The sequence below is a fragment of the Gordonia sp. LMA167 genome, assembly GCF_058130025.1.
Genome location: NZ_CM176708.1, coordinates 4192489 through 4210966 on the forward strand (window position 1 = coordinate 4192489; position 18478 = coordinate 4210966).

Below are 18478 nucleotides of genomic sequence, written 5' to 3' on the forward strand. Positions count from 1 at the left end.
CGGGAGTGGATCGGCGGGCAGATCCTCTCGTCACGGCCGGAAGTAGACGAAAGCATGTTCTGCTGCTGAGGCGTGTGGTCAGCCTCCCTGCGTACTGAAAGTGCCGTCGCAGCGACATCATTCGGTACAAACAATCCTACGCTCTGACAAGCAGTCGCAGCCGCGATGAGTTTTCGCCTGGTCGTGGGTCTGTCCCGCTGAAGGGCTTCGGCGCCGCATGCCGTCGCCTGCACGAGCCACCCGGAGGAGACCATGACGACCACACCGAACGATCCGGCGGCTGGAATGCGCGGCCGCCCACCCATCGTCGACCGGACCACCTGGCAGAGTGCCCGCGATGATCTGCTGGTCCGCGAGAAGGCTCACACCCGCGCGGGCGACGCGATCGCGGCAGCACGTCGACGACTGCCGATGGTGGAGTTCGACCCGGCCGTCGACGTCGTCGGACCGGACGGTCCGATCCCGTTCCTGGACCTGTTCGGCGATCACGACGAGCTCGTGGTCTACAAGCACATGTGGTACGACGGTGCCCCGCATCAGGGCCAGTGCGAAGGCTGCACCACGACGGCTTGGCATCTGAAGGACTCCGTGTATCTCGATGCGCGCGGAGTCTCGTTCGCGATCCTGACAACCGGACGGTGGGACGAGGTCGCTACCTATGTCGCCTTTCTGGGCTACGCCCAGCCTTGGTATTCGGTGCGCGACGTGGACGACCCGATCGGCGGCGAGATGGGCTATCTGACCTGCTATTTGCGAGACGGCGATCGCGCGTTCCTCACCTACTCCACGACAGGCCGCGGGAACGAGCGCGTCAACGGCTCCCTGGGCCTGCTCGACATGACGCCCTACGGACGCAGCGAAGAGTGGGAGGACACTCCCGACGGCTGGCCCGAGGGTCACAGCCCGTGCTGGTCATGGCGCTCGGACGTGGATGGGAACGCAACCTGGGGGCCGACCAGCCGACCGGTGCCGCAATGGAGTCGACCCGGCGCGACAGCGGTGGATACACTCGGAAGGCCGGGCCACCCTCACTGACGTGTCGGCGCCGATCGACGACGGCGCGTCGACGAGCTCATCGTCTGTCAGTTGTCTCCGTGCTGCCGATGCGCGAGCTCTTCCTGCAGGTGCGTCGCTCGTTCTGCCCGAGCCGCATTGTGGGCGTCGACCTCGTCAGCGGTCCAGACGATCGAATCCGGCCCCGGATAGACAAGTGCGGTGTGGCCGGAGCCTTCCCACCGGACAAGGTAAGGAGGCGACCCATCGGCCGACCTCACCTCGAGGATCAGACCCATCTCCGGTTCCTTGCCGAGCACCGCCTGCTCGACCACGAGCCAGTTTCCCGGTTGCGCATGCATCACGCCTCCTTGTCCGAAATGACTGATGAGACCAGCTTCCCGCACACTCTGCGGCGACATGCCGCAAACAAGCAACAAATGCCGGAACGAGGGGGTATGCGAGCCGGCGCCGGAGTGTCCGAGCGATCGGACGACCGACGTTGGACTACCTTGCGTGCCTCACCACCAGCGTCTGGACCTCACCGATGATCGTGCGCGTGGCCGCGATCGCGGACCGCAACTCCTCGTCCGACGAGCCCAACGAGCCAAGGATCTGTGCCGACCTGCCGGCAAAACCCGGCGGAGCCAGCTCGAGGCGCGCCACAGCCGGTATCAGCCCCTTCTCGTTCGTCACCCATCTCCGGTTGTGTGCATGAAGCACATGCGCGCACAGCATCAGCGCCCTCGTCAGGCACAGGCAGACGTAACCGGTGTCCTCGCGAGTCGTTGCCTTCGCAGCGATCGCCACCAGGAAATCCGCCTCCCACAGCAGGTGGCACATGGCGTCCCGCAGGGCTCGCGGATACCGCTGCATCTCGCGATGCAACTCGGTCAGGACTCCTGACGGATCGACGAGAACGACGGCGAGCGCGAGCTCACCCGCGTAGGCAACGTCGAGGAAGCCGAGTGGGTGGCCGACCTGCATGTGAAAGGCGAAGTCGCCGTTCTGCGCTCGTGTCCACTGCTCGCGAACCCGGCAGACATTCCGGAGCAGCCAGTCGACCGGAACCTCGTCCACGCGGAGCCAGCCACCGCCGTCGACCCACGGCCCCCACCCTCCGGGACCCACGATCTCGGCATCGGGTCCCGACCATCGTTTGCCGACAGCTCGTAGGGCGGTGAGGTCGAGCGAGGCGTCGTAGTAGATGCCGAGATCGACGTCAGAAGACGGGAGAGCGTCGCCGCGAGCGCGACTTCCACCAAGGGTGACGCCGACGACCCCGTCGACGGCGATGATGTCCTCGACCATCTGTCGGACAACCGCATCGGACAACATGGGCAACCTCGCCGGGTCGGAGTTCACGTAGCGCACAAACTACCGTCCGCTTGGACCAGGCTCCACGGATTTTGTTCCGCACTAGGCGGTCAGCGAGATCGGGTGCTGCAGTCAGCCGGCAGCAATTGGATCTGAAATCGATCGTGAAAGCCTCTTGCACATCCCCTCCGGATGCCATAGACTCGAACGTACGTTCGACCGCGAGCCGATCAGGGGGAGGTGTAGCTCATGGATTCCGACCGACCGACATCCGACGATTCACACTCCGACGATTCCCACTCCGAGGTGGTGGCGCTGTACCGCGAACTGCACGACGTCCTGGATCGGATCGCGCAGGTCGACACCACGCCGGCCTCGGATGTGGAGGTCGTGGAGGTGGCCGACGCGCACGAGCGTGCCGTTCGTCGGATGAGCGGCCTGGGCCATCACCGCTTGATGGATGTCTCCGATCGAGGCGCCTTCACCAAGTTCGGGTATCGAAACCTGACCGATTTCCTCGGCGACCGCCTCAAGATCAGCGAGCCGCGCGTGCGACAGCGACACACCGCCGCCCTGGCACCGAGATTTTCGATGCAGGGCGAGAAGATGCCTCCCACCTGCCCGAACACCGCCCAAGCGCTGATCGACGGCGCGATCAGTGTTGATCACGTCGACATCATCCTCAAGACGTTGCACCGGATTCCGGCCGCGCTGCCGGTCGCGGTCAGCGCCGCCGCCGAAGCCGAAATGGCCGACATGGCAACCAAATACTCCACCGATGCACTCATCGAGATCGGCAAACGCATCCTCGGCCACGTCGACCCCGACGGCACCCTCACCGACGACCGCGACCGCGCCCGGCAACGTCGACTCGGTGTGGGCAAACAAGACATGCAGGACATGAGCAAACTCGCCGGCCTGCTGGACCCGAAGACCCGAGCCATGCTCGACGTGGTCTTGGCCAGCTGGGCGGCTCCCGGCATGAACAATCCCGCCGACGACACCCCACTGATCGGCAGCACAGACGACGTCATCGATGCCGAACAACTACGCCAAGCCGTCGAACGCGACCACCGCTCCCAGCCGCAACGCAACCACGACGCACTGGCCGCGCTGCTGCGCCACGCCCTTGATGGCGGCATCCTGGGGAACAGCCACCGCGGACTGCCGCCGCACCTGATCATCAAGATCACCGAATCCGAACTACGCGAACGCGCCGGCGTCGCCACCACCACCAGCGGCGCACGCCTGCCGATCAGCACCCTGATCGAACTGGCCGCCCACTCCCAGATGCACCTGGCCGTGTTCGCCGACCACACCGGCGAACCGCTCTACCTCGGCACCGCCAAACGCCTGGCCAACCAAGCCCAACGATTCATGCTCTTCGCCCACGGCGGCGGCTGCTCCTGCCCAGGCTGCACCCGCGCCTTCGACACCGTGGAAATCCATCACGCCGAACGCGACTACGCCGACGGCGGCACCACCGACATCAACACCCTCACCCCCGCGTGCGGACCCCACAACCGCATGGTCGGCACCAAACCCGGCCAATACACCACCGACATCATCAAAGACGGCCCCAACACCGGCCGCGCCCAATGGACACTGAACACCGACGGCACCACACCACCAAACCCACCACGCATCAACGAACTACCCTTCATCGGCGAACTCTTCGAACGACGCCTCCGAGAACACACACCCGACCGAAACCACCCGGGCACCCCACTGCAGACGATCATCGACGAGATCAACCAGACCCGACCCCAGACAGACCAACCTGCACGCACCCCCACTCACCGCACGGCCGAACAGACACTGGCCGGGGCCCTTCTCGACCAACTCCTCCAACGCGACCCCATCAGCAACGCCGTCGCACACGGATGGACGATCACCGACTTCGGCCCCGAAGGGTACGACCTATCCGACCTCGAACTCGCCGGATGACCGGTGGAACCGAGCAGGGCAGCAAGACGTGACGTGGTCCTCCCGCGCCGTCAGATCCCCCGATCGGGCGCACTCATGTCGCCTGTGCCGGGCGTCCCGTCGGCAAGCGCGTAGCGCAGTAACACGACACCTCGGGGCGAGGTGACGGCCGGCTCGACGAGAGTGAGATTGGTGGGGACGCTGCCGCCGTCGAACACCTTCTTACCCGTGCCCAGAACTATCGGGTGCACCCACAGGTCGAGAGTGTCGAAGAGCCTCTCGCGCAGTAACGTCTGCACCAGGTTGAGGCTCCCGGCAACGCTGATGTGCTCGTGTCGCTCTCGCAGTTCGCGCACTTCGGCGGACAAGTCGGGCCCGAGCTGACTGGACCCGGCCCAGTCCAACGTCGGCCGCCCACGCGACGCGACATACTTCGGGATGCTGTTGAACAACGTCGCGATCTCGTTGTCCTCGTCACCCTCGTATGCCGGCCAGTAGCCGGCGAAGATGTCGTAGGTCCGGCGGCCCAGAAGCAGAGCGTCGGTCCGCTCGTACGCTGCGCCGACCTGCGCTCCGGTGACCTCATCCAGCAGCGGCGCCTGCCAGCCACCGAAGCCGAATCCGACCGGGTCCTCGTCCGGTCCGCCCGGAGCCTGCCCGACGAGGTCGAGGGTCGCGAACAGCTCGATCTGGATCAGGCCCATCGTTCCTCCAAGAATCGTGATGGTCGCGCCGCCGCACGCGTGGTGCAGATCTCGCCAGGATAGGCGCGACGCCATGGAGCGCGGCAGGGAAACAACGATTCACCGGCCTCGTCCGGACGGACTCTCAGCGGCTCCCGTCGTCTCGGTCGTCGGTGTCGTCTGTGGCACGACCTTCCTCGGGCGATCCACCGTCGGCAGGGTTGTCGAAGGTCACGTCGATCTCCTGAAATCCCTTGCTGCGCTGCGCTCGTGCCTGCGCCGAATATGCAGCCTCGTCTCCCGGCGTGAGAATGACGTTGTCCGTGAACGGCGTGAGCAGCGACCGTGGGTAGAGGTTGTCCACGCGCACCGCGTTGAACTCGAGACACACGACGACCATCACGGCGGCCACGTAGAGGAAAGCGAGGAGCCCCAGCACCACCGCGAACACACCGTTGGTGGCGCTGGCATTGGCGATGACCCGTTGCACGAAGACACTGCCGAATGTCTGCAACGCCTGCCACCCGACGGCGGCAACCAACGCTCCCGGGAGAACATCCCGGATGCTGACCGGACGCGCGGTGCCGAATCGGAAGCCGACCACAAACACCGCGCTGTAGAGGATCACCGGTCCGATGAGCGCCAACAGTCGACCGTTGCCGGGGAGGTCGAGTGCAGCAGTCACGCCGTTGAGAATGGTCAGTCCGAGGATGGCCAAGCCCACCGTGGACAACAGCATCGCACCCTTGATCCGCACCTGGATGGGATTGGGTCGGTCGTTGCGCGGCACCGTCCACACGATGTTCATCGCGTTCTGGATCGCGACGGAGACACCCAGCGCGCCGTAGATCGCACTCACCACGCCGATGGTCACGGCGGTGACGCTGCCACTGAGCTGTCCTGCTTCGCCCAGCTGCTCGCCGACGACGGGTATCTGGGACAGCGCCGAATCGACGATGCGCTCCTGGAGTTCGGGGTTACCTTCGAGCAGCAGACCGAGCACCGAGGTGAACACCAACAGCAGTGGGAAGAGCGAGATGAAGCCGTAGTAAGTGATGAGTGCGGCGAGGTAGCCGCCTTGATCGTCGAAGAACTTGTAGGCCACGGCCAGTGGGAATCCGCTCCGCGGGTGCCGGCGCTGGAAGTCGTCGATGCGGTAGGACAACGACACCGGCGCCACCTTCCCTCGAACACGCGCGAACTGAACGCCGCACCGTCTGACCGGCACCGTCACGGATGCCGTCGCAGCGCCGAGTCTACGGCGCTTTGCCACCCTGAACGCTCAGTACACACCTGGCATCTGACTGACCCACAGATCACGACTGACTCAGGAGAGGTAGGGGACGACCGAAGTCCCGAAACGGTGCAGCTGATCGATCGGATCTCCGACAGGCCAGACGAACACCGCATCGACGCCGGCGTCGGCGTATCGCGCCAAAGTGCCGAGGCATTCCTCGGCCCGCCCGATCAGCACTTGTCCGGCCAAGATCGCCGGGTCCCGGCCGAGCATTCGCGCCACGGCATCCAGCTTCGCCCGGGCCTCTGGCGCCGACTCGGTGACCCAGGTCCACATCGTCGCGAGGACGATCGGAAACTCCTCGACGTTCCGCCCCAGCGAGGCCAACGAATCGTGGATGATCCCGCGTCCGACGGATATCCGCTCGGGCGTGGTGTTGTACGCCGAGGCCAGCCATCCGTCACCGAGACGGGCGACCCGGGCAAGTCCAGCTCGCGAACCCCAGCTACCGATCCAGATCGGGAGCGGCTGCGGCGGCCGAGGTACCAATACGGGGACGTCGTAGAAGTGTCCCGAACCCATTGCCGGCGCGTCGGACAGGGAGGCACGAAGGACGCGCACCGATTCATCGAACCGGGGCCAGCGCTGGTCGAACGGAATCCCGACCGCCGCGTAGTCGGCGCTCGAGGAGCCCGGACCGACACCGAGCACGAACCGACCACCCGACAACGAAGCCAGTGCCGACGCCGCTTTCGCCACCATCGCCGGTCCCCGGATCACCGGAAGCGTCACCGTCGTCGCCAACGTCAGACCGGCACTCTCCTGAACAACACTCGACAACGCGACGAGTCCGTCAAGCCAAGGCCGAGCGAAGACCACATGATCGTTCGCGCTGATCGCCCGGAAGCCCGCATCGCGTGCGGCATCCACGAAGCCCGTCAACGAGGGACGCTTCGAAATGTCGAGGTCGATCAGCGGCAGGTGCGCACCGAACCACACCGTCAAAGGGTAACGGAGGCAGCCTCAGCAGGTTCCGAGTTATGCGATCGCTACCCGCAACACGGGTATCAGCCCGATACCGGATTCGAGTAGGGCGCTACTCGCGTAGAGAGCATGATCTCCTGTCACGCTCAGACACAGTGGAGCGCTCGGCCAGACCGGGCGCGGAGAAGGATCGTGGTGACCATGACCGCTGCCCAGATATCAACGCGCCGAGATGAACTCGAGCTCGCTCTGCGGCAGGAGTTGCCGATCTCGATGCGCCACGCCGACCTCGCCGTGCTCACCGACCAGGAGCTGGTCGGCGGCCGGCGCATGCTCGCCGCGCTGCGCACCGAATGCGGCTGCCGAGCAGGCGAATTCACAATGATTGCGGCCCTCGCAGTAGCGCTCGGCCACATAGCGCTCGGACACGGCTCGAGCACGGCGGCGGGCGTGGTGGCCGCGGTGGGCGAGGTCGTGCTGGCGCTGGTCGCCGGTGGCGGAATCGGCAAAGCCGCCGGGATCCTCACCGCTCGTATCCGATACGTGCACCGCAGTCGCCACCTTGTTGGAGGTCAACGATGAGTTTCTTCACCGACGTCCTACGCGCCGTCTTCGACAGTTCCTCGATCGGCCCGCATACGACTGCCGAGCGTGATCGCGCGGTCGTGGTGCCGGATGATCTGGCGCGATGGGTTCGTGCGGCATTCGCGGCGGACGGCGAGGATGAGGAACGGCGTCTGATCGATCATCTCGCCGCGGATGCCGAGCGCACCATCACCGACGTTGCTCGCCTCTACTGGCGGCTCGGCGACGAGGACGCTTCGCTTCGGTGGGCGTTGGTTCATTGCGCGGCACAATTGCGTTCACGCTCTGCCACAGGGTTTCTGACCGATGTGCTCGACACCGATATCCCATCGGAACAGTCGACGGATGTGCATCTGTACTCGACCGTGGCCGAGGAGGTGGCCCAACGGATGCGAGCGATCGAGGGACTGGCGGATCTGCTCGACACGGACGACCGGGCCGTCGAAGGTTTGTTGCGGGCGCTGCGGCACCCCGTTTTCGCGATCCGCGCGACGACGTACCTCGCGGTACGCAACCGGGTGGATCCGGCGCGGCTCGACGACGCGGTCGCCGAATCCGATCGCGAGGAGTTGAACGGGCTGCGTCGGATTCGCGTCGCTGAGCTCAGCGATTTCGGCGAACTCGAGCGCGTCGACCTGCCACGTCTACCGGGACCGTCGGAGCACGTGCGCAGCACCGGACCCAGACGCACACCGACGATCAGAGGAGGCGATCATGGCTGACTGCAAATACACCGTGGGCGATCTGGACGCCAGCGGCGACAACCTGTACGGCACCCGGATGGCGAATCAGCCATTCATCGACTGGGCGTGGCCCACCTGGCAGTTCGCCTACCCGTGGTGGCAGGACGGTTGGGGTTGGGACGACTGCACCAACCGGCGCAAGCCGCTGGGCCGTACCTTCGCCGCACTGCATGCGCTGACATACTCCACCGCGAACAACTGGTCGGCCACATTTGGTCCGAACATGCTGGAGTGGGGTGCGCGCTGGGCGGCCGGACAGATCCAGGGCTACGAACTACGAGCGCGCTGCGGAACGAAGGTCGCCAGCACGACCGGTCAACAATGCGCCGCCGGGCACACCGCGAGCAGTCGGGTCTGCGACGCCGTCGAGCAACAGGCCCGACGTGAGTGCCGCAGCTGGTTCTTCCTGTTCAGCTGGATCTGCCACCTGTTCGTCACCGTGTGGGTGTGGGTGTGCACGGCCTGGAGCACCATCACCACGTGGATCTGCGACGCATTCACGGCCAAGCACATGGATCTGCAGAACACCGCCTACTTCTACGGAAAACCGGTGGTCGGACGCGCATCGACGTTCATCCACGAATGCCGTCATATCTCCGGCAAACCACACAACGCCAACTTCCCATCAGGATCGGTGTACGGGAAGGGATCTGGTGCTGACGCGGACTGGGAGTACGAAGGTGCGTGGCGCTGGCAGGCGATCTGGCTCGCGTGGTACGCCGAGACGGCGATCGACTCGACGGCGGCGCTCCGGACGCGGGCGCGCGACGACGCCAACGTGATCATGCTCGGCGCCTTCGCCAAGAGCCCGGGCTTCACGTTCTGACCGCGGTGCCGCGGGCAGGGAAGTATCGGCGGGGCCGATCTCACTCGAGCGCCGACACCGCGATCGTCTGCCACAGCGTGCGGTCGGCGCCGCCGGGTATTTCGAGGAGATCGGGTCCGACGTTGGCGGCCTCCACGCACACGAACTCGCGCCAATGCGGACCCACATCGGCCATACCCGACGCACCGTCCTCGCCCGGATTCCACACCACCGCGCTCCGGCCGCCGCGCACGGAGACCTCGATCGCGCGGCGTAGACCCGGATCGACGAGTCGGTAGTTCCCGCCCGCTCCCGGGTAGACCCGGTCGCTGCGCGGGTCGTCATCAGGCAGCGTCCAATCGCCGTGCTGAGTCTTGGTTCTCAAGCCGTCGAACTTGTCCAGGTAGGTCAACCCGCCGAGCCCTTCGACGCGGACCTCACCGACGTCGGAGACACGGAAGTAATTGTGGAACGCCTCGGTCATGATGACGCTCTCGTCACCCGGGTTATGGGTGTGCAGACCTTGTTCGAGGGTGGCGCCGACACGAACTGTCATCCGTGGCCGCAGAGGTAGGCGATCGAGGCCGTCGGGTGTGAACTCCAACTCGATGACGCCGGATTCGGTCGTCCGGCCGGCGGTCATGCTCCATCGAGCAGTGCGCGCGTACCCGTGCGACGGAACGTCACCGACCTGTCCTTCACGCCCGAAATATGGCCAGCACAAGGGTATTCCGCCGCGGATCGGAGTCGGGGGAGACGCGAGGAGAGGAGACACCCAGAGCGTGTCCACGGCCGCGTCCGCCGGGATGAACGACAGCACTTGGCCGCCGAAAACAGAGATCGCGGCCGTGGAGTGCGGGGTCGTCACGATGATCGCGTCGAGTCCGTGGACCGTGCCGTGCCGCACGCCGTCGATGTCACCAGATGCCGTCACGGTCCCAGCATGGCACAGCACGGACGCGACAGGCTCGCAGCGTGAGCGGTCACTTCGACGAGGCGGCCGGCGCGAATGGCGATCTCCACCCCCCTCAGGCCGGAATCTGTCGAGGTCGCCTGTCGGGCCGGCGTACCCCGGCTGAACACTGCCGCACACTCTGGGACAAGGCAGAGGTAAACGGACCGGTGAACGGGCTCGCCGCTGGGCAGTTCGCGACCGATCCGGCCCGCGTTCACACGGCAACACGACGATCCTTCGCTGCCGACGCAGCCCTCTGCGATGATTGTCAGCGATGAGTACCCCTCTGCCGCCCGTACCCACCGACGTGCGTCTCGTCGTCAGCGACATGGACGGCACACTGCTCGACGAGTCAAAGCGCATCCCTGAGTCACTGTGGCCGTTGCTCGACATCCTCGGTGACCGCGGAATCGTGTTCAGCCCGGCCAGCGGCCGGCAGGCGGCGACACTGCTGCACCAGCTCGGCCATGCGGTTCCCGGTCTCGTGGTCATAGCGGAGAATGGTGCGGTTGTCGCCCGCGACAGCGAAACGCTTCGCGTCACCCCGCTTGATCACGAAGCCGTCGGCACCGTGCTCAACCGCGCACGTGAGCTGGTTGGCATGGGTGTCTCTGATCTCGGAATCGTGTTGTGCGGACCCGACGGCGCATTCATCGATCGAGCCGACGACGCCTTCCTCGAGCAAGTCGTGCCCTACTACTACGCACACGAGATCGTGGACGATCTGAGCGCCGTCGACAGCGAACTCGTGAAGGTCGCGGTCTACGACTTCGGCAACATCGAGGACGTCACCGCGCCGGAGATCGCGGCGTTGGGTGGCGCCATGGAGGTGGTCGTCTCCGGCCGAAACTGGCTCGATGTCATGGCACCCGGCGTCGACAAGGCCGCTGCGGTGCGCGCCGTCCAGGAGCGACTCGGCATCTCGCCGGCACAAACCATGGTCTTCGGTGACTATCTCAACGATCTCGCGATGCTCGACACCGCCGACTGGTCGTACGCCGTCGCGAATGCGCACCCCGGCATCGTCGAAGCGGCCCGCTACCTGGCTCCCTCGAATGCGGAGAACGGGGTGGTGCGGACGGTGCGTGCCGCGCTGGGGTTGTCGGACCTGTGATCACTGGTCCGACCGCCGCATCTCGACGTCCACCCACGGTGTCGTTCACATCCGCTTGAGCCAGATCCGGTAGAGGTGGCCCTCGCCAATTCGCATTGACGGTCCCAGCCGTCGCAAACAGCGCATGTCAGTCGACAAGCGACACCGGCGTTGACACGGGTGGGGTAGCGGGGCAGCCGACGTCGTTCGGAGACTGCGACTTCCGAGATCCTGTGCGGCCGTGGTGGCGGAGATACCAGACCAGCATCAGACCGGACGACGTGCCGTGAAACCCGTGGAGCACCCAGATCGGACCGGGCGGCAGGCTGAACACGTAGATCGCGTAGACGGCGTTGCCGACGTTGGCCAGCACGATGTTGCCGATGCTGTAGGAGGACAGGTCGCGGGTGGTACCCGCTTTCCACAACATGGGCAGCGTCGAGACGACGAATACGGCCGTCGAGACGCTACCGGCGAGTGTTGCCACGGCCATCATGGCCGGGCTCCGGTCACCGGATTCACCGCAATCTGGTCGGCAAACGCTGACGTGTTCATGCCTGGGACTCCCATCCGATGTGTGCGTGGTGTGGCGGTACGTGATGACAGACCCAGGATCGGTCGTCGTACGCCACCCCGACATCGGGAGCCGTTCCCCATTTATCGTCAGCGTGGGAGAACCCCGTCGCGACCCTAAACAGGGAGCCGGCATGCTGACGTCACTCGTCAGAGCGAGGGAGTTGCACACGGTAGCCCTGTCTCGTGAGCCACTCGCGGGCTCGGCCGCGCTGCCGTTCGTCGGAGAACATTTGGTACCGGGAGAATTCGTCCGGCGACTCCCACAGAACATCCTTGAAACGTCGGAACGCCCCCTTACCGATCAAGGCGTTGCGCAGGTGTTCCACCAACGCCGGATCGGCCACCGAAGCGACGAAGTCCTCCATGTCGCGGTAACCGTCGCGCGACCCGATGCACTCGACCTCCAACCAGCGGTCAGGGTCCTCGAGATCGTCCTCGCTGAATTCATCGGTGACGCCAAAGTCCAACAATTCGTCCGGCCAGGTCTGCCCGGTCTGGAGGTCTATGCGGCCGCCGCCGTGCGCGATGTCACCTTCCAGCGACGACGAAAGTTCCTCGAGATCGATCGGCAACGGACGCAACATCAGGGTGGTCGAGTTCAGCGTGGATTGCATCTGCTCGGCCAGTTCGGCGTCGCCCTCCCAGCCACGGACCTCGAGGGCCGCCACACACTCGCCGGCCACCTCCCGGGCCCCCGCGACGTCGTCCTGGACGGCCTTCATCAGTGCGTCGCCGACGTGTTGGAGCGCGGCATGAAATGGTCTCGACCGCAACAGATCAACGAGCTCGGCACCACCGGAGTAGATCGCACCTCGCAGCGCCGTCACCGACGCATCATCCCAGGGCGGCGACTGTGCGGAGCCATCCCGTGACCCTCCGGTGGCTCCCGGGTATCCGTTTTCCGCGTCGGCGATCCGTTGGTCCAGCCATGTTTCGATGTCGTCGACGGCCACCGCGGCCACCGGCGTCGGATGCGCGGTGAAGCCATGTGGTGCGTCCGGATACACGCGGAGGTCGACGTCGCAGCCGGCGACCGAGAGCCGGGTCGCCATCGCCATGTTGTCCTCCAGCAAGATGTCTCGCTCCCCGATGACCAGCAGCATCGGCGGCAGCTCGTGGAGGTCGGCGTAGATGGGGGAGACGTCGCCGACGGTGCGGTCAGACACCTCACCGGCGTATGCCTGCAGGAAGTACTCATCGGCTATCCGACGTCCCGCGGGTGTGGTGCCGCTCAGATCCCAGGTGCCGAACTGCAGTGCAGCACCGACGATCTGATCCGCCATCCCCGCGTCGCGCAACCTCACCAGCGTGGTCATGGCCAGGGTGGCCCCGGCGGAGAATCCGCCGAGTGTGACGGTCGGAGTCCCGAATCGAGTCTCGGCGAGGTTGACGACCCAGAGCGCCGCCGTGCGGCAGTCATCGGGGGCGGCCGGCCACGGGTGTTCGGGTGCCAGTCGGTAGTCCACGCTTACCACGGCGATCCCCAGCGCCTCGGCCAGCTTCCGGTTGCGCGTGTCGTCGTCGGCCGCGGCACCCATGTAGAAGCCACCGCCGTGAAAGTCGAGGTGCACGGCACGGGCCGGCCCGCTGCGAGGTGTGATGATCCGGATCGGCACACGACCAGGTCCGACCTCAGCGATCTCTTCTACGACCTCGTCGTCGGTCGCGGTCGATGTTCGCCGCGCTCGGGCCTCTCGGAGCTCATCTGGGCCGTCAGGTCCACGGCCCCTCGGTGACGTGCTGTAGAAGGTTCTCGTCTCTTCCAGCGCCGGGTCAGACACGGGTACCATGACGTCGTTCAGCCTCAACCGCATGTGTCCTCCTCGCTGTTCCACGGTACTCAAGAACCCCTCGAGATCGAAGGCGACCCGGGCCCGCGCCGTCATACGTCGGGCGCAAACCGACGGTAGATGAACCAGGAAGACGCCCCCACGATAGGCACCACGATGATGACCGTCATCCACAGCGCGCGCCGCGACCCGGGCATCTCCTTCTTGGCAAGCGAAAACATCGCCGAGGTGGCAGCCACAATCCACATCAGGAGTGCGATCGGTCCGAAGAATAAACCGATCAGGAATGTGCCGAAGCCCGGCATACAGTTGTCCATGCCGGCGTCGACGCAGTCCTGTATCCCCGCAGCCACCTGCTCATGCTACTGATCTCCACACCGACTACCGTGCCGCTTCGGACAGATGGTGACGTCGACGGCACCGCGGAACCGCAGTAGCTTGCCTCGGCTACCGACGGCTGACCGCGTAGGTCAGGTGGGTCACCTGCCGCGTCGCCTCGGCGCGGACCTGCTCGAGGGCAAGACTGTTCGCCTCCACGTGCTCGAACAAGCGTATCCCGGAGCCGAAGAGCATGGGGGAGAGCGCGATCGAGAACTCGTCGATCCGGCAGGCGTTGAGGTACTCCACGATCGTTGCGCCTCCGCCCGCAATGCGGACGTCTCGCTCAGCGGCGGCGTCGCGGGCCTGATCGAGCGCGGTCTCGATGCCGTCGTTCACGAAGTGGAAGGTGGTCCCACCCGCCCGCACCCAGGGCTCACGCTTGTCGTGCGTGACGACGAAGACCGGTGTGTGGAACGGCGGCTCCTCCGGCCACGCGTGCTCACCGGCATCGAACATGCGTTTACCCATCACGCTTGCTCCGGTGCGTTCGAATGTCTCCTGCAGGATGTCGTTGTCGCGCCCTTCATCGCCGCCCTCGCCGAGCTTCAGATTCTCCCGGAAGAACCGCTGCGGGAAGATCCACTGCTGCAGTTCCATCCACTGTGGGCCCATCAAGTCCTCGGCGGACTCGGGCGCCACGAACCCGTCCACCGACATCGTCACGCTGAAGAAGACCTTTCCGGCCATCAGTCGTCACCTACTCGCCGACCGATCACGGCGACATAGTCGGCGAGGTGACGCAGGGTCTGCTGACCACCCTCGATTGCGTGATACTTCTCGACTGCCTCGTCGCGCGACTCCTTGGTGGGAAACACCGTCCGCATCTCGATCCGGGTCGCCGGTCCGTCGGATGCGAACGTGAGAACGGACTCGAACGCGTTCGGGTCATCACGGAACTCACCGTGGCGCAGTGTGATCCGCTCCGGTGAGGAGATCTCGATCCAGGAGATCCACTCCGGGTAGTCCGTCCCGTCCGGTCCATGCATCACGAACTCCCACTCACCCCCGACGCGGAACTCGAATGCCCGGGTGGTCGTGGTGAACCCGTCCGGTCCCCACCATTGCGCCAGATGCCTGACTTCGGTGAACGCCTCGAACACCAGCTCTCTCGGGGCACTGATGACCCGAGAGATCACGACCTCGCGGTCCGCTGTCGCCGATTGTGCCGGCGCGTTCCGTGCAGTTGCTGCCATCGGTCACTCCTGTTTCCGTGATTGCTTGAGGTCTTGTACGTACGCGTCCAAGCGGTCGAAACTCTCGTTCCAGAACTGCTCGAACCCTCCGGTCCACTCGTGCACCGGGCGTAATCCTCGTGCGTCCAGGCCGTACAGGCGTTGTTTGCCCACCTTGCGGTCCCGCACCAGCCCGACCTCACGGAGCACCCGGAGATGTTTGGACGCTCCCGGCTGCGCGATCCCCAGCTGCTGGGCCAACTCGGTCACCGGTCGCTCACCCGCACGCAGCAGCACGAGGATCTCCCGACGTTGCGGCTCGGCGATCGCGTTGAAGACGTCCGATGTCGTCGCTGCTCGTGCCATTCTCCCATCATATTCCCATATCGGAATGCGTCAAGCCCGGATCGCCGAACGGAGGACCGGATGTGGCCGCGTCGGGAACCGTCAGGTCAGCTGATCGACGAACCAGTCAGCGGTGAGCGCGTCGCGTTCCTCGGCGTGGTTGTGCAGGGCGTGGTCGCCATCGGGCCAGATCTGCAGATCTCCCTGACCACCGGCCGCGTCGACGAAGGGTTGCTGGATGTCGGGTGAGACGACCAGCGGGTCGCTGCCGCCATGGAGGACGCGGACCGGACAACCGATCGGGTGGGCATGCGGGTCGAAACGCAGTTCGGTGAGCACGCGATCAACCTCGTCGGGGTCGGAGGTGCCCAGGGCGGCCGCGAATTGTTCACGGATACTGCGGAACTCCGGCAACGTCGGCGCGGCGGGCGCACCGTTGACCACGCACGCGCGGATTCGGTCGTCGGCGGCGGCCAGGTGGGCGGCGAAGAGGCCTCCGGAGCTGTTGCCCTGCAGGCCGATCGCGCCGCCGAGCCGCGGGTCGCGTGCCACGACCTCGACGAACCTGGCAAATCCTTCGACGACCTTCGCGTCGATGAACAGTCCGTCTCGCAGACGTGGTTCCCCTTGGCCGGGCCCTTCGGCGAGCAGGCACGCAAGTCCGCGCTCGGCCAATGCGTCGGCCGACCGCAGATACAGTGCACCCCAGCCACTGAGTCCGCCCCACATGATCACCGTGCCGTTGGCGGTGCCGGTGTCGGGTAATCGCAACCAACCGACGAGATGGCCATTACGGTAGGGCGTTTCGATCCGCTCCAGTACGGGGGGCCGCAGCGAAACCAGCTGTCGGACATGATCGACGTATCGGCCGTAGAGCGAGCGCTTGAGGTCGGTATCGGCGTTCTCGGCCATCTGGGCGAATGCCGCGGCGCCGACAGCCCATCGTTGCATCAGCTCCGCTGTGCGGTTCTGCCCTCGGGCCAGAGCCTCCGCTGCCGCGCCGGCCCGCCGGTCCGCCAGGCACGATGCCGTTTCGGACCAGTCCGTGCCTGACGCGGTTTCGGCGAGCAGCGTGCGTGCGTCGGAGGGGTTCATCCCGCCATCGGTCAGCCGGCTGTACGACATCGCCCGATGAAGCGCGGCGGTGGCCGCACCCATGTCCTCGATGGCCGCCCCGCTGCGCTCACCCGGCGAGGTCATGGCGACACCCCCGTCGTCGGCAACTCGTCTCGCGTGGCCACCGCGCGAATTCTACGGCTCGCAGACCCGACCTCGAGCCGGAATGCGGGGGTTGATTCGATGGCGACCTGGTCACCTCCCTCTCGGTGATAGCTATCGACGACCGCCTACGGTCGCCCGGCATGCCCGACCGGGACCTCGACGGCGCGGATCGTCGCCTCCCGAGCGGCCGACCGTGCATGCTCATCGAAATCCGGTGCGCAGCAGATGAACAACGTGGTATCCGCGCTTCCACCGAGCATGCACGCAAAGGCGCCGGTGTCGAGTGCGACCTCATCGACGATCTCACCGCCCTCGCGGACCCGGATCACCCGGTTGCCCACGGCATCGGCGGCCCACAGGCACCCGTCGGCATCCAGACCGCAGCCGTCAGGCGCGACCACAGCTCCCGCCAGCACGTCGCCGAGTACGTTCGTCGCCGGTGGATCGCCGAAGGTCGCCCAATCGCGCCGGGAACCCAATGAACCGTCCACTGCGATGGCGAACGCACTGATCCGGTTGCCGAGGGTCTCGTCGACCAACAGGGTGGCGCCGTCGGGCGTCACCACGCTGCCGTTCGGGAAGTAAAGCCCTGCCGCAACCGTAGTGACAGTTCCGTCCGGGTCGATGCGCAGCAGATCGGCGGCCTCGAGGTCGGCGCCGGCCATGAGGTCGAAACCGAAATTCCCCAGCCATGCACGGCCCTGTTCGTCGACGACCATGTCATTGGGGTGTCCGGTGACGTGGCCACTCACGTCGGCATGCACCGCGACCGCGCCGTCGGGTTCGACCCGCAGAACCTTCCGGTCCTTCATCGACACCACCAGCAGTCGACCATCCGGAAGCCACCCGAGCCCCGACGGCTGTGCCGGCACGTCGAGCTCGGTGCGCAGATCCGTCCCGTCGGCGTTCACCGAATTCACGGTGTGGGTGTAGAAGTCGACAAACCACAGACGATCGTCATGCCAGCGTGGGCATTCGGTGAAGGACATGCCGGAAACCACGGTGCGGATCTGCGATGAACTCATGGAGCGACCATAGGCAGGCGTGGCGGCCGCTCGATGGTCATTCGACCTGGTTCTCAGTCCGCCGCCATCACTGTCTGGTCCATCCACATGATCTGCCATGAGTGACCGTCGAGGTCGTCGTAGCTGCGGCCGTACATGACCTCGTTACCCTCGGCGTCGCCGGGCTTGCCTCCCGCGGCGATTGCTCGGTCGACGAGTCGATCGACGGCCTCGCGACTGTCGACGTCGAGGCAGACAACGCACTCCTTGCTCATGGTGGCGTCTGTCGTCTGCACTGGGTGGAACGTGTCGAAGAAATCGCGCTGCAGAAGCATTGCGACCAGATTCTCACCGAGTACGACAGAGACCGCTCTGTCGTCGGAGAAGTTCTCGTTGAACGTATATCCGAGCTCGGCGAAGAACGCGCGCGAACGCGCGACGTCGGCCACGGGCAGGTTCACGAACATCATGGTGTGCATCGGGTTTCTCCTGGGGTCTGCGACGTCCGCTGGTGAACATCGTCAGTGAGGTGGACACCGGACTGCGGCGAAACTCATCGGAGTTGTCGATCGTCGGCTCACGACAACGGGCGGCGATCGGCGGCGAATGCGATGCCCGCACGCATCATCGCGAGTTCTGCATGGATTCGCGGTCGCCAGGGTCGATCA

Annotated in this window: 21 protein-coding genes; 6 read left to right on the plus strand and 15 right to left on the minus strand. The window is 65.5% G+C overall.

The annotated features are described in order from the left end of the window. Positions 1 to 252: 252 nt before the first annotated feature. Positions 253 to 1035: a DUF899 family protein gene (locus tag ACVT6V_RS19005; protein WP_489895466.1), complete on the plus strand. Its 783-nt coding sequence runs from the start codon at positions 253 to 255 to the stop codon at positions 1033 to 1035. Between the two features lie 47 nt (positions 1036 to 1082). Here the strand turns inward: ACVT6V_RS19005 and ACVT6V_RS19010 are convergent, their stop codons facing one another. Together ACVT6V_RS19010 and ACVT6V_RS19015 are read right to left on the minus strand one after the other, a co-directional pair. Next, the gene (locus tag ACVT6V_RS19010) at positions 1083 to 1355 is read right to left on the minus strand and encodes a DUF1918 domain-containing protein (RefSeq protein ID WP_489895469.1); all 273 of its coding nucleotides are present in this window, start codon (positions 1353 to 1355) and stop codon (positions 1083 to 1085) included. Positions 1356 to 1500: 145 nt separating this feature from the next. After that, on the minus strand, positions 1501 to 2331 hold the full coding sequence (locus tag ACVT6V_RS19015; protein ID WP_489895471.1) for a nucleotidyltransferase domain-containing protein: 831 nt from the start codon (positions 2329 to 2331) through the stop codon (positions 1501 to 1503). 228 nt (positions 2332 to 2559) lie between these two features. On the opposite strand from ACVT6V_RS19015, the gene ACVT6V_RS19020 reads away from it, so the two are divergent. Beyond that, on the plus strand, positions 2560 to 4257 hold the full coding sequence (locus tag ACVT6V_RS19020; protein WP_489895473.1) for an HNH endonuclease signature motif containing protein: 1698 nt from the start codon (positions 2560 to 2562) through the stop codon (positions 4255 to 4257). Positions 4258 to 4307: 50 nt separating this feature from the next. Here the strand turns inward: ACVT6V_RS19020 and ACVT6V_RS19025 are convergent, their stop codons facing one another. From ACVT6V_RS19025 to ACVT6V_RS19035, 3 genes are all read right to left on the minus strand, one after another. After that, on the minus strand, positions 4308 to 4940 hold the full coding sequence (locus ACVT6V_RS19025; RefSeq protein WP_489895475.1) for a dihydrofolate reductase family protein: 633 nt from the start codon (positions 4938 to 4940) through the stop codon (positions 4308 to 4310). A gap of 124 nt (positions 4941 to 5064) precedes the next feature. Continuing rightward, complete coding sequence (locus tag ACVT6V_RS19030) at positions 5065 to 6090, minus strand: YihY/virulence factor BrkB family protein (RefSeq protein ID WP_489895477.1); 1026 nt, start codon at positions 6088 to 6090, stop codon at positions 5065 to 5067. 156 nt (positions 6091 to 6246) lie between these two features. Then, entirely contained in the window at positions 6247 to 7155 is a 909-nt protein-coding gene (locus tag ACVT6V_RS19035; RefSeq protein WP_489895479.1) for an LLM class flavin-dependent oxidoreductase, read from the minus strand. Positions 7156 to 7341: 186 nt separating this feature from the next. On the opposite strand from ACVT6V_RS19035, the gene ACVT6V_RS19040 reads away from it, so the two are divergent. From ACVT6V_RS19040 to ACVT6V_RS19050, 3 genes are read left to right on the plus strand one after another with little or no spacing between them, the layout of a single operon-like run. Beyond that, positions 7342 to 7722 (plus strand): hypothetical protein, encoded by a 381-nt coding sequence (locus ACVT6V_RS19040; protein WP_489895481.1) that lies wholly within the window; start codon positions 7342 to 7344, stop codon positions 7720 to 7722. Beyond that, positions 7719 to 8447, plus strand: coding sequence for a hypothetical protein (locus ACVT6V_RS19045; protein WP_489895483.1), 729 nt, complete (start codon positions 7719 to 7721; stop codon positions 8445 to 8447). The genes ACVT6V_RS19040 and ACVT6V_RS19045 overlap by 4 nt, the downstream gene beginning before the upstream one ends. After that, positions 8440 to 9294, plus strand: a complete 855-nt coding sequence (locus tag ACVT6V_RS19050; RefSeq protein WP_489895485.1) for a hypothetical protein — start codon at positions 8440 to 8442, stop codon at positions 9292 to 9294. The genes ACVT6V_RS19045 and ACVT6V_RS19050 overlap by 8 nt, the downstream gene beginning before the upstream one ends. A 40-nt stretch (positions 9295 to 9334) precedes the next feature. Here the strand turns inward: ACVT6V_RS19050 and ACVT6V_RS19055 are convergent, their stop codons facing one another. Then, positions 9335 to 10207: a D-hexose-6-phosphate mutarotase gene (locus tag ACVT6V_RS19055; RefSeq protein ID WP_489895487.1), complete on the minus strand. Its 873-nt coding sequence runs from the start codon at positions 10205 to 10207 to the stop codon at positions 9335 to 9337. Between the two features lie 295 nt (positions 10208 to 10502). On the opposite strand from ACVT6V_RS19055, the gene ACVT6V_RS19060 reads away from it, so the two are divergent. Continuing rightward, positions 10503 to 11342, plus strand: a complete 840-nt coding sequence (locus ACVT6V_RS19060) for an HAD family hydrolase (protein WP_489895489.1) — start codon at positions 10503 to 10505, stop codon at positions 11340 to 11342. A 127-nt stretch (positions 11343 to 11469) separates the two neighbouring features. Here the strand turns inward: ACVT6V_RS19060 and ACVT6V_RS19065 are convergent, their stop codons facing one another. From ACVT6V_RS19065 to ACVT6V_RS19105, 9 genes are all read right to left on the minus strand, one after another. Next, complete coding sequence (locus ACVT6V_RS19065; RefSeq protein WP_489895491.1) at positions 11470 to 11817, minus strand: hypothetical protein; 348 nt, start codon at positions 11815 to 11817, stop codon at positions 11470 to 11472. 220 nt (positions 11818 to 12037) lie between these two features. Further along, positions 12038 to 13711 (minus strand): UPF0158 family protein, encoded by a 1674-nt coding sequence (locus tag ACVT6V_RS19070; protein WP_489895493.1) that lies wholly within the window; start codon positions 13709 to 13711, stop codon positions 12038 to 12040. A gap of 68 nt (positions 13712 to 13779) precedes the next feature. Then, on the minus strand, positions 13780 to 14040 hold the full coding sequence (locus ACVT6V_RS19075; RefSeq protein ID WP_489895495.1) for a PLDc N-terminal domain-containing protein: 261 nt from the start codon (positions 14038 to 14040) through the stop codon (positions 13780 to 13782). 94 nt (positions 14041 to 14134) lie between these two features. Next, entirely contained in the window at positions 14135 to 14755 is a 621-nt protein-coding gene (locus tag ACVT6V_RS19080) for a dihydrofolate reductase family protein (RefSeq protein ID WP_489895497.1), read from the minus strand. Then, entirely contained in the window at positions 14755 to 15261 is a 507-nt protein-coding gene (locus tag ACVT6V_RS19085; RefSeq protein WP_489895499.1) for an SRPBCC family protein, read from the minus strand. The genes ACVT6V_RS19080 and ACVT6V_RS19085 overlap by 1 nt, the downstream gene beginning before the upstream one ends. A 3-nt stretch (positions 15262 to 15264) precedes the next feature. Continuing rightward, entirely contained in the window at positions 15265 to 15606 is a 342-nt protein-coding gene (locus ACVT6V_RS19090) for an ArsR/SmtB family transcription factor (protein ID WP_489895501.1), read from the minus strand. A gap of 81 nt (positions 15607 to 15687) precedes the next feature. Then, a complete protein-coding gene (locus ACVT6V_RS19095) occupies positions 15688 to 16785 on the minus strand; it encodes an alpha/beta hydrolase family protein (RefSeq protein ID WP_489895503.1) in 1098 nt (365 codons plus the stop codon). A 146-nt stretch (positions 16786 to 16931) separates the two neighbouring features. Next, a complete protein-coding gene (locus ACVT6V_RS19100; RefSeq protein WP_489895505.1) occupies positions 16932 to 17831 on the minus strand; it encodes an SMP-30/gluconolactonase/LRE family protein in 900 nt (299 codons plus the stop codon). Positions 17832 to 17884: 53 nt separating this feature from the next. Beyond that, entirely contained in the window at positions 17885 to 18289 is a 405-nt protein-coding gene (locus ACVT6V_RS19105; protein WP_489895507.1) for a VOC family protein, read from the minus strand. Positions 18290 to 18478: the final 189 nt, after the last annotated feature.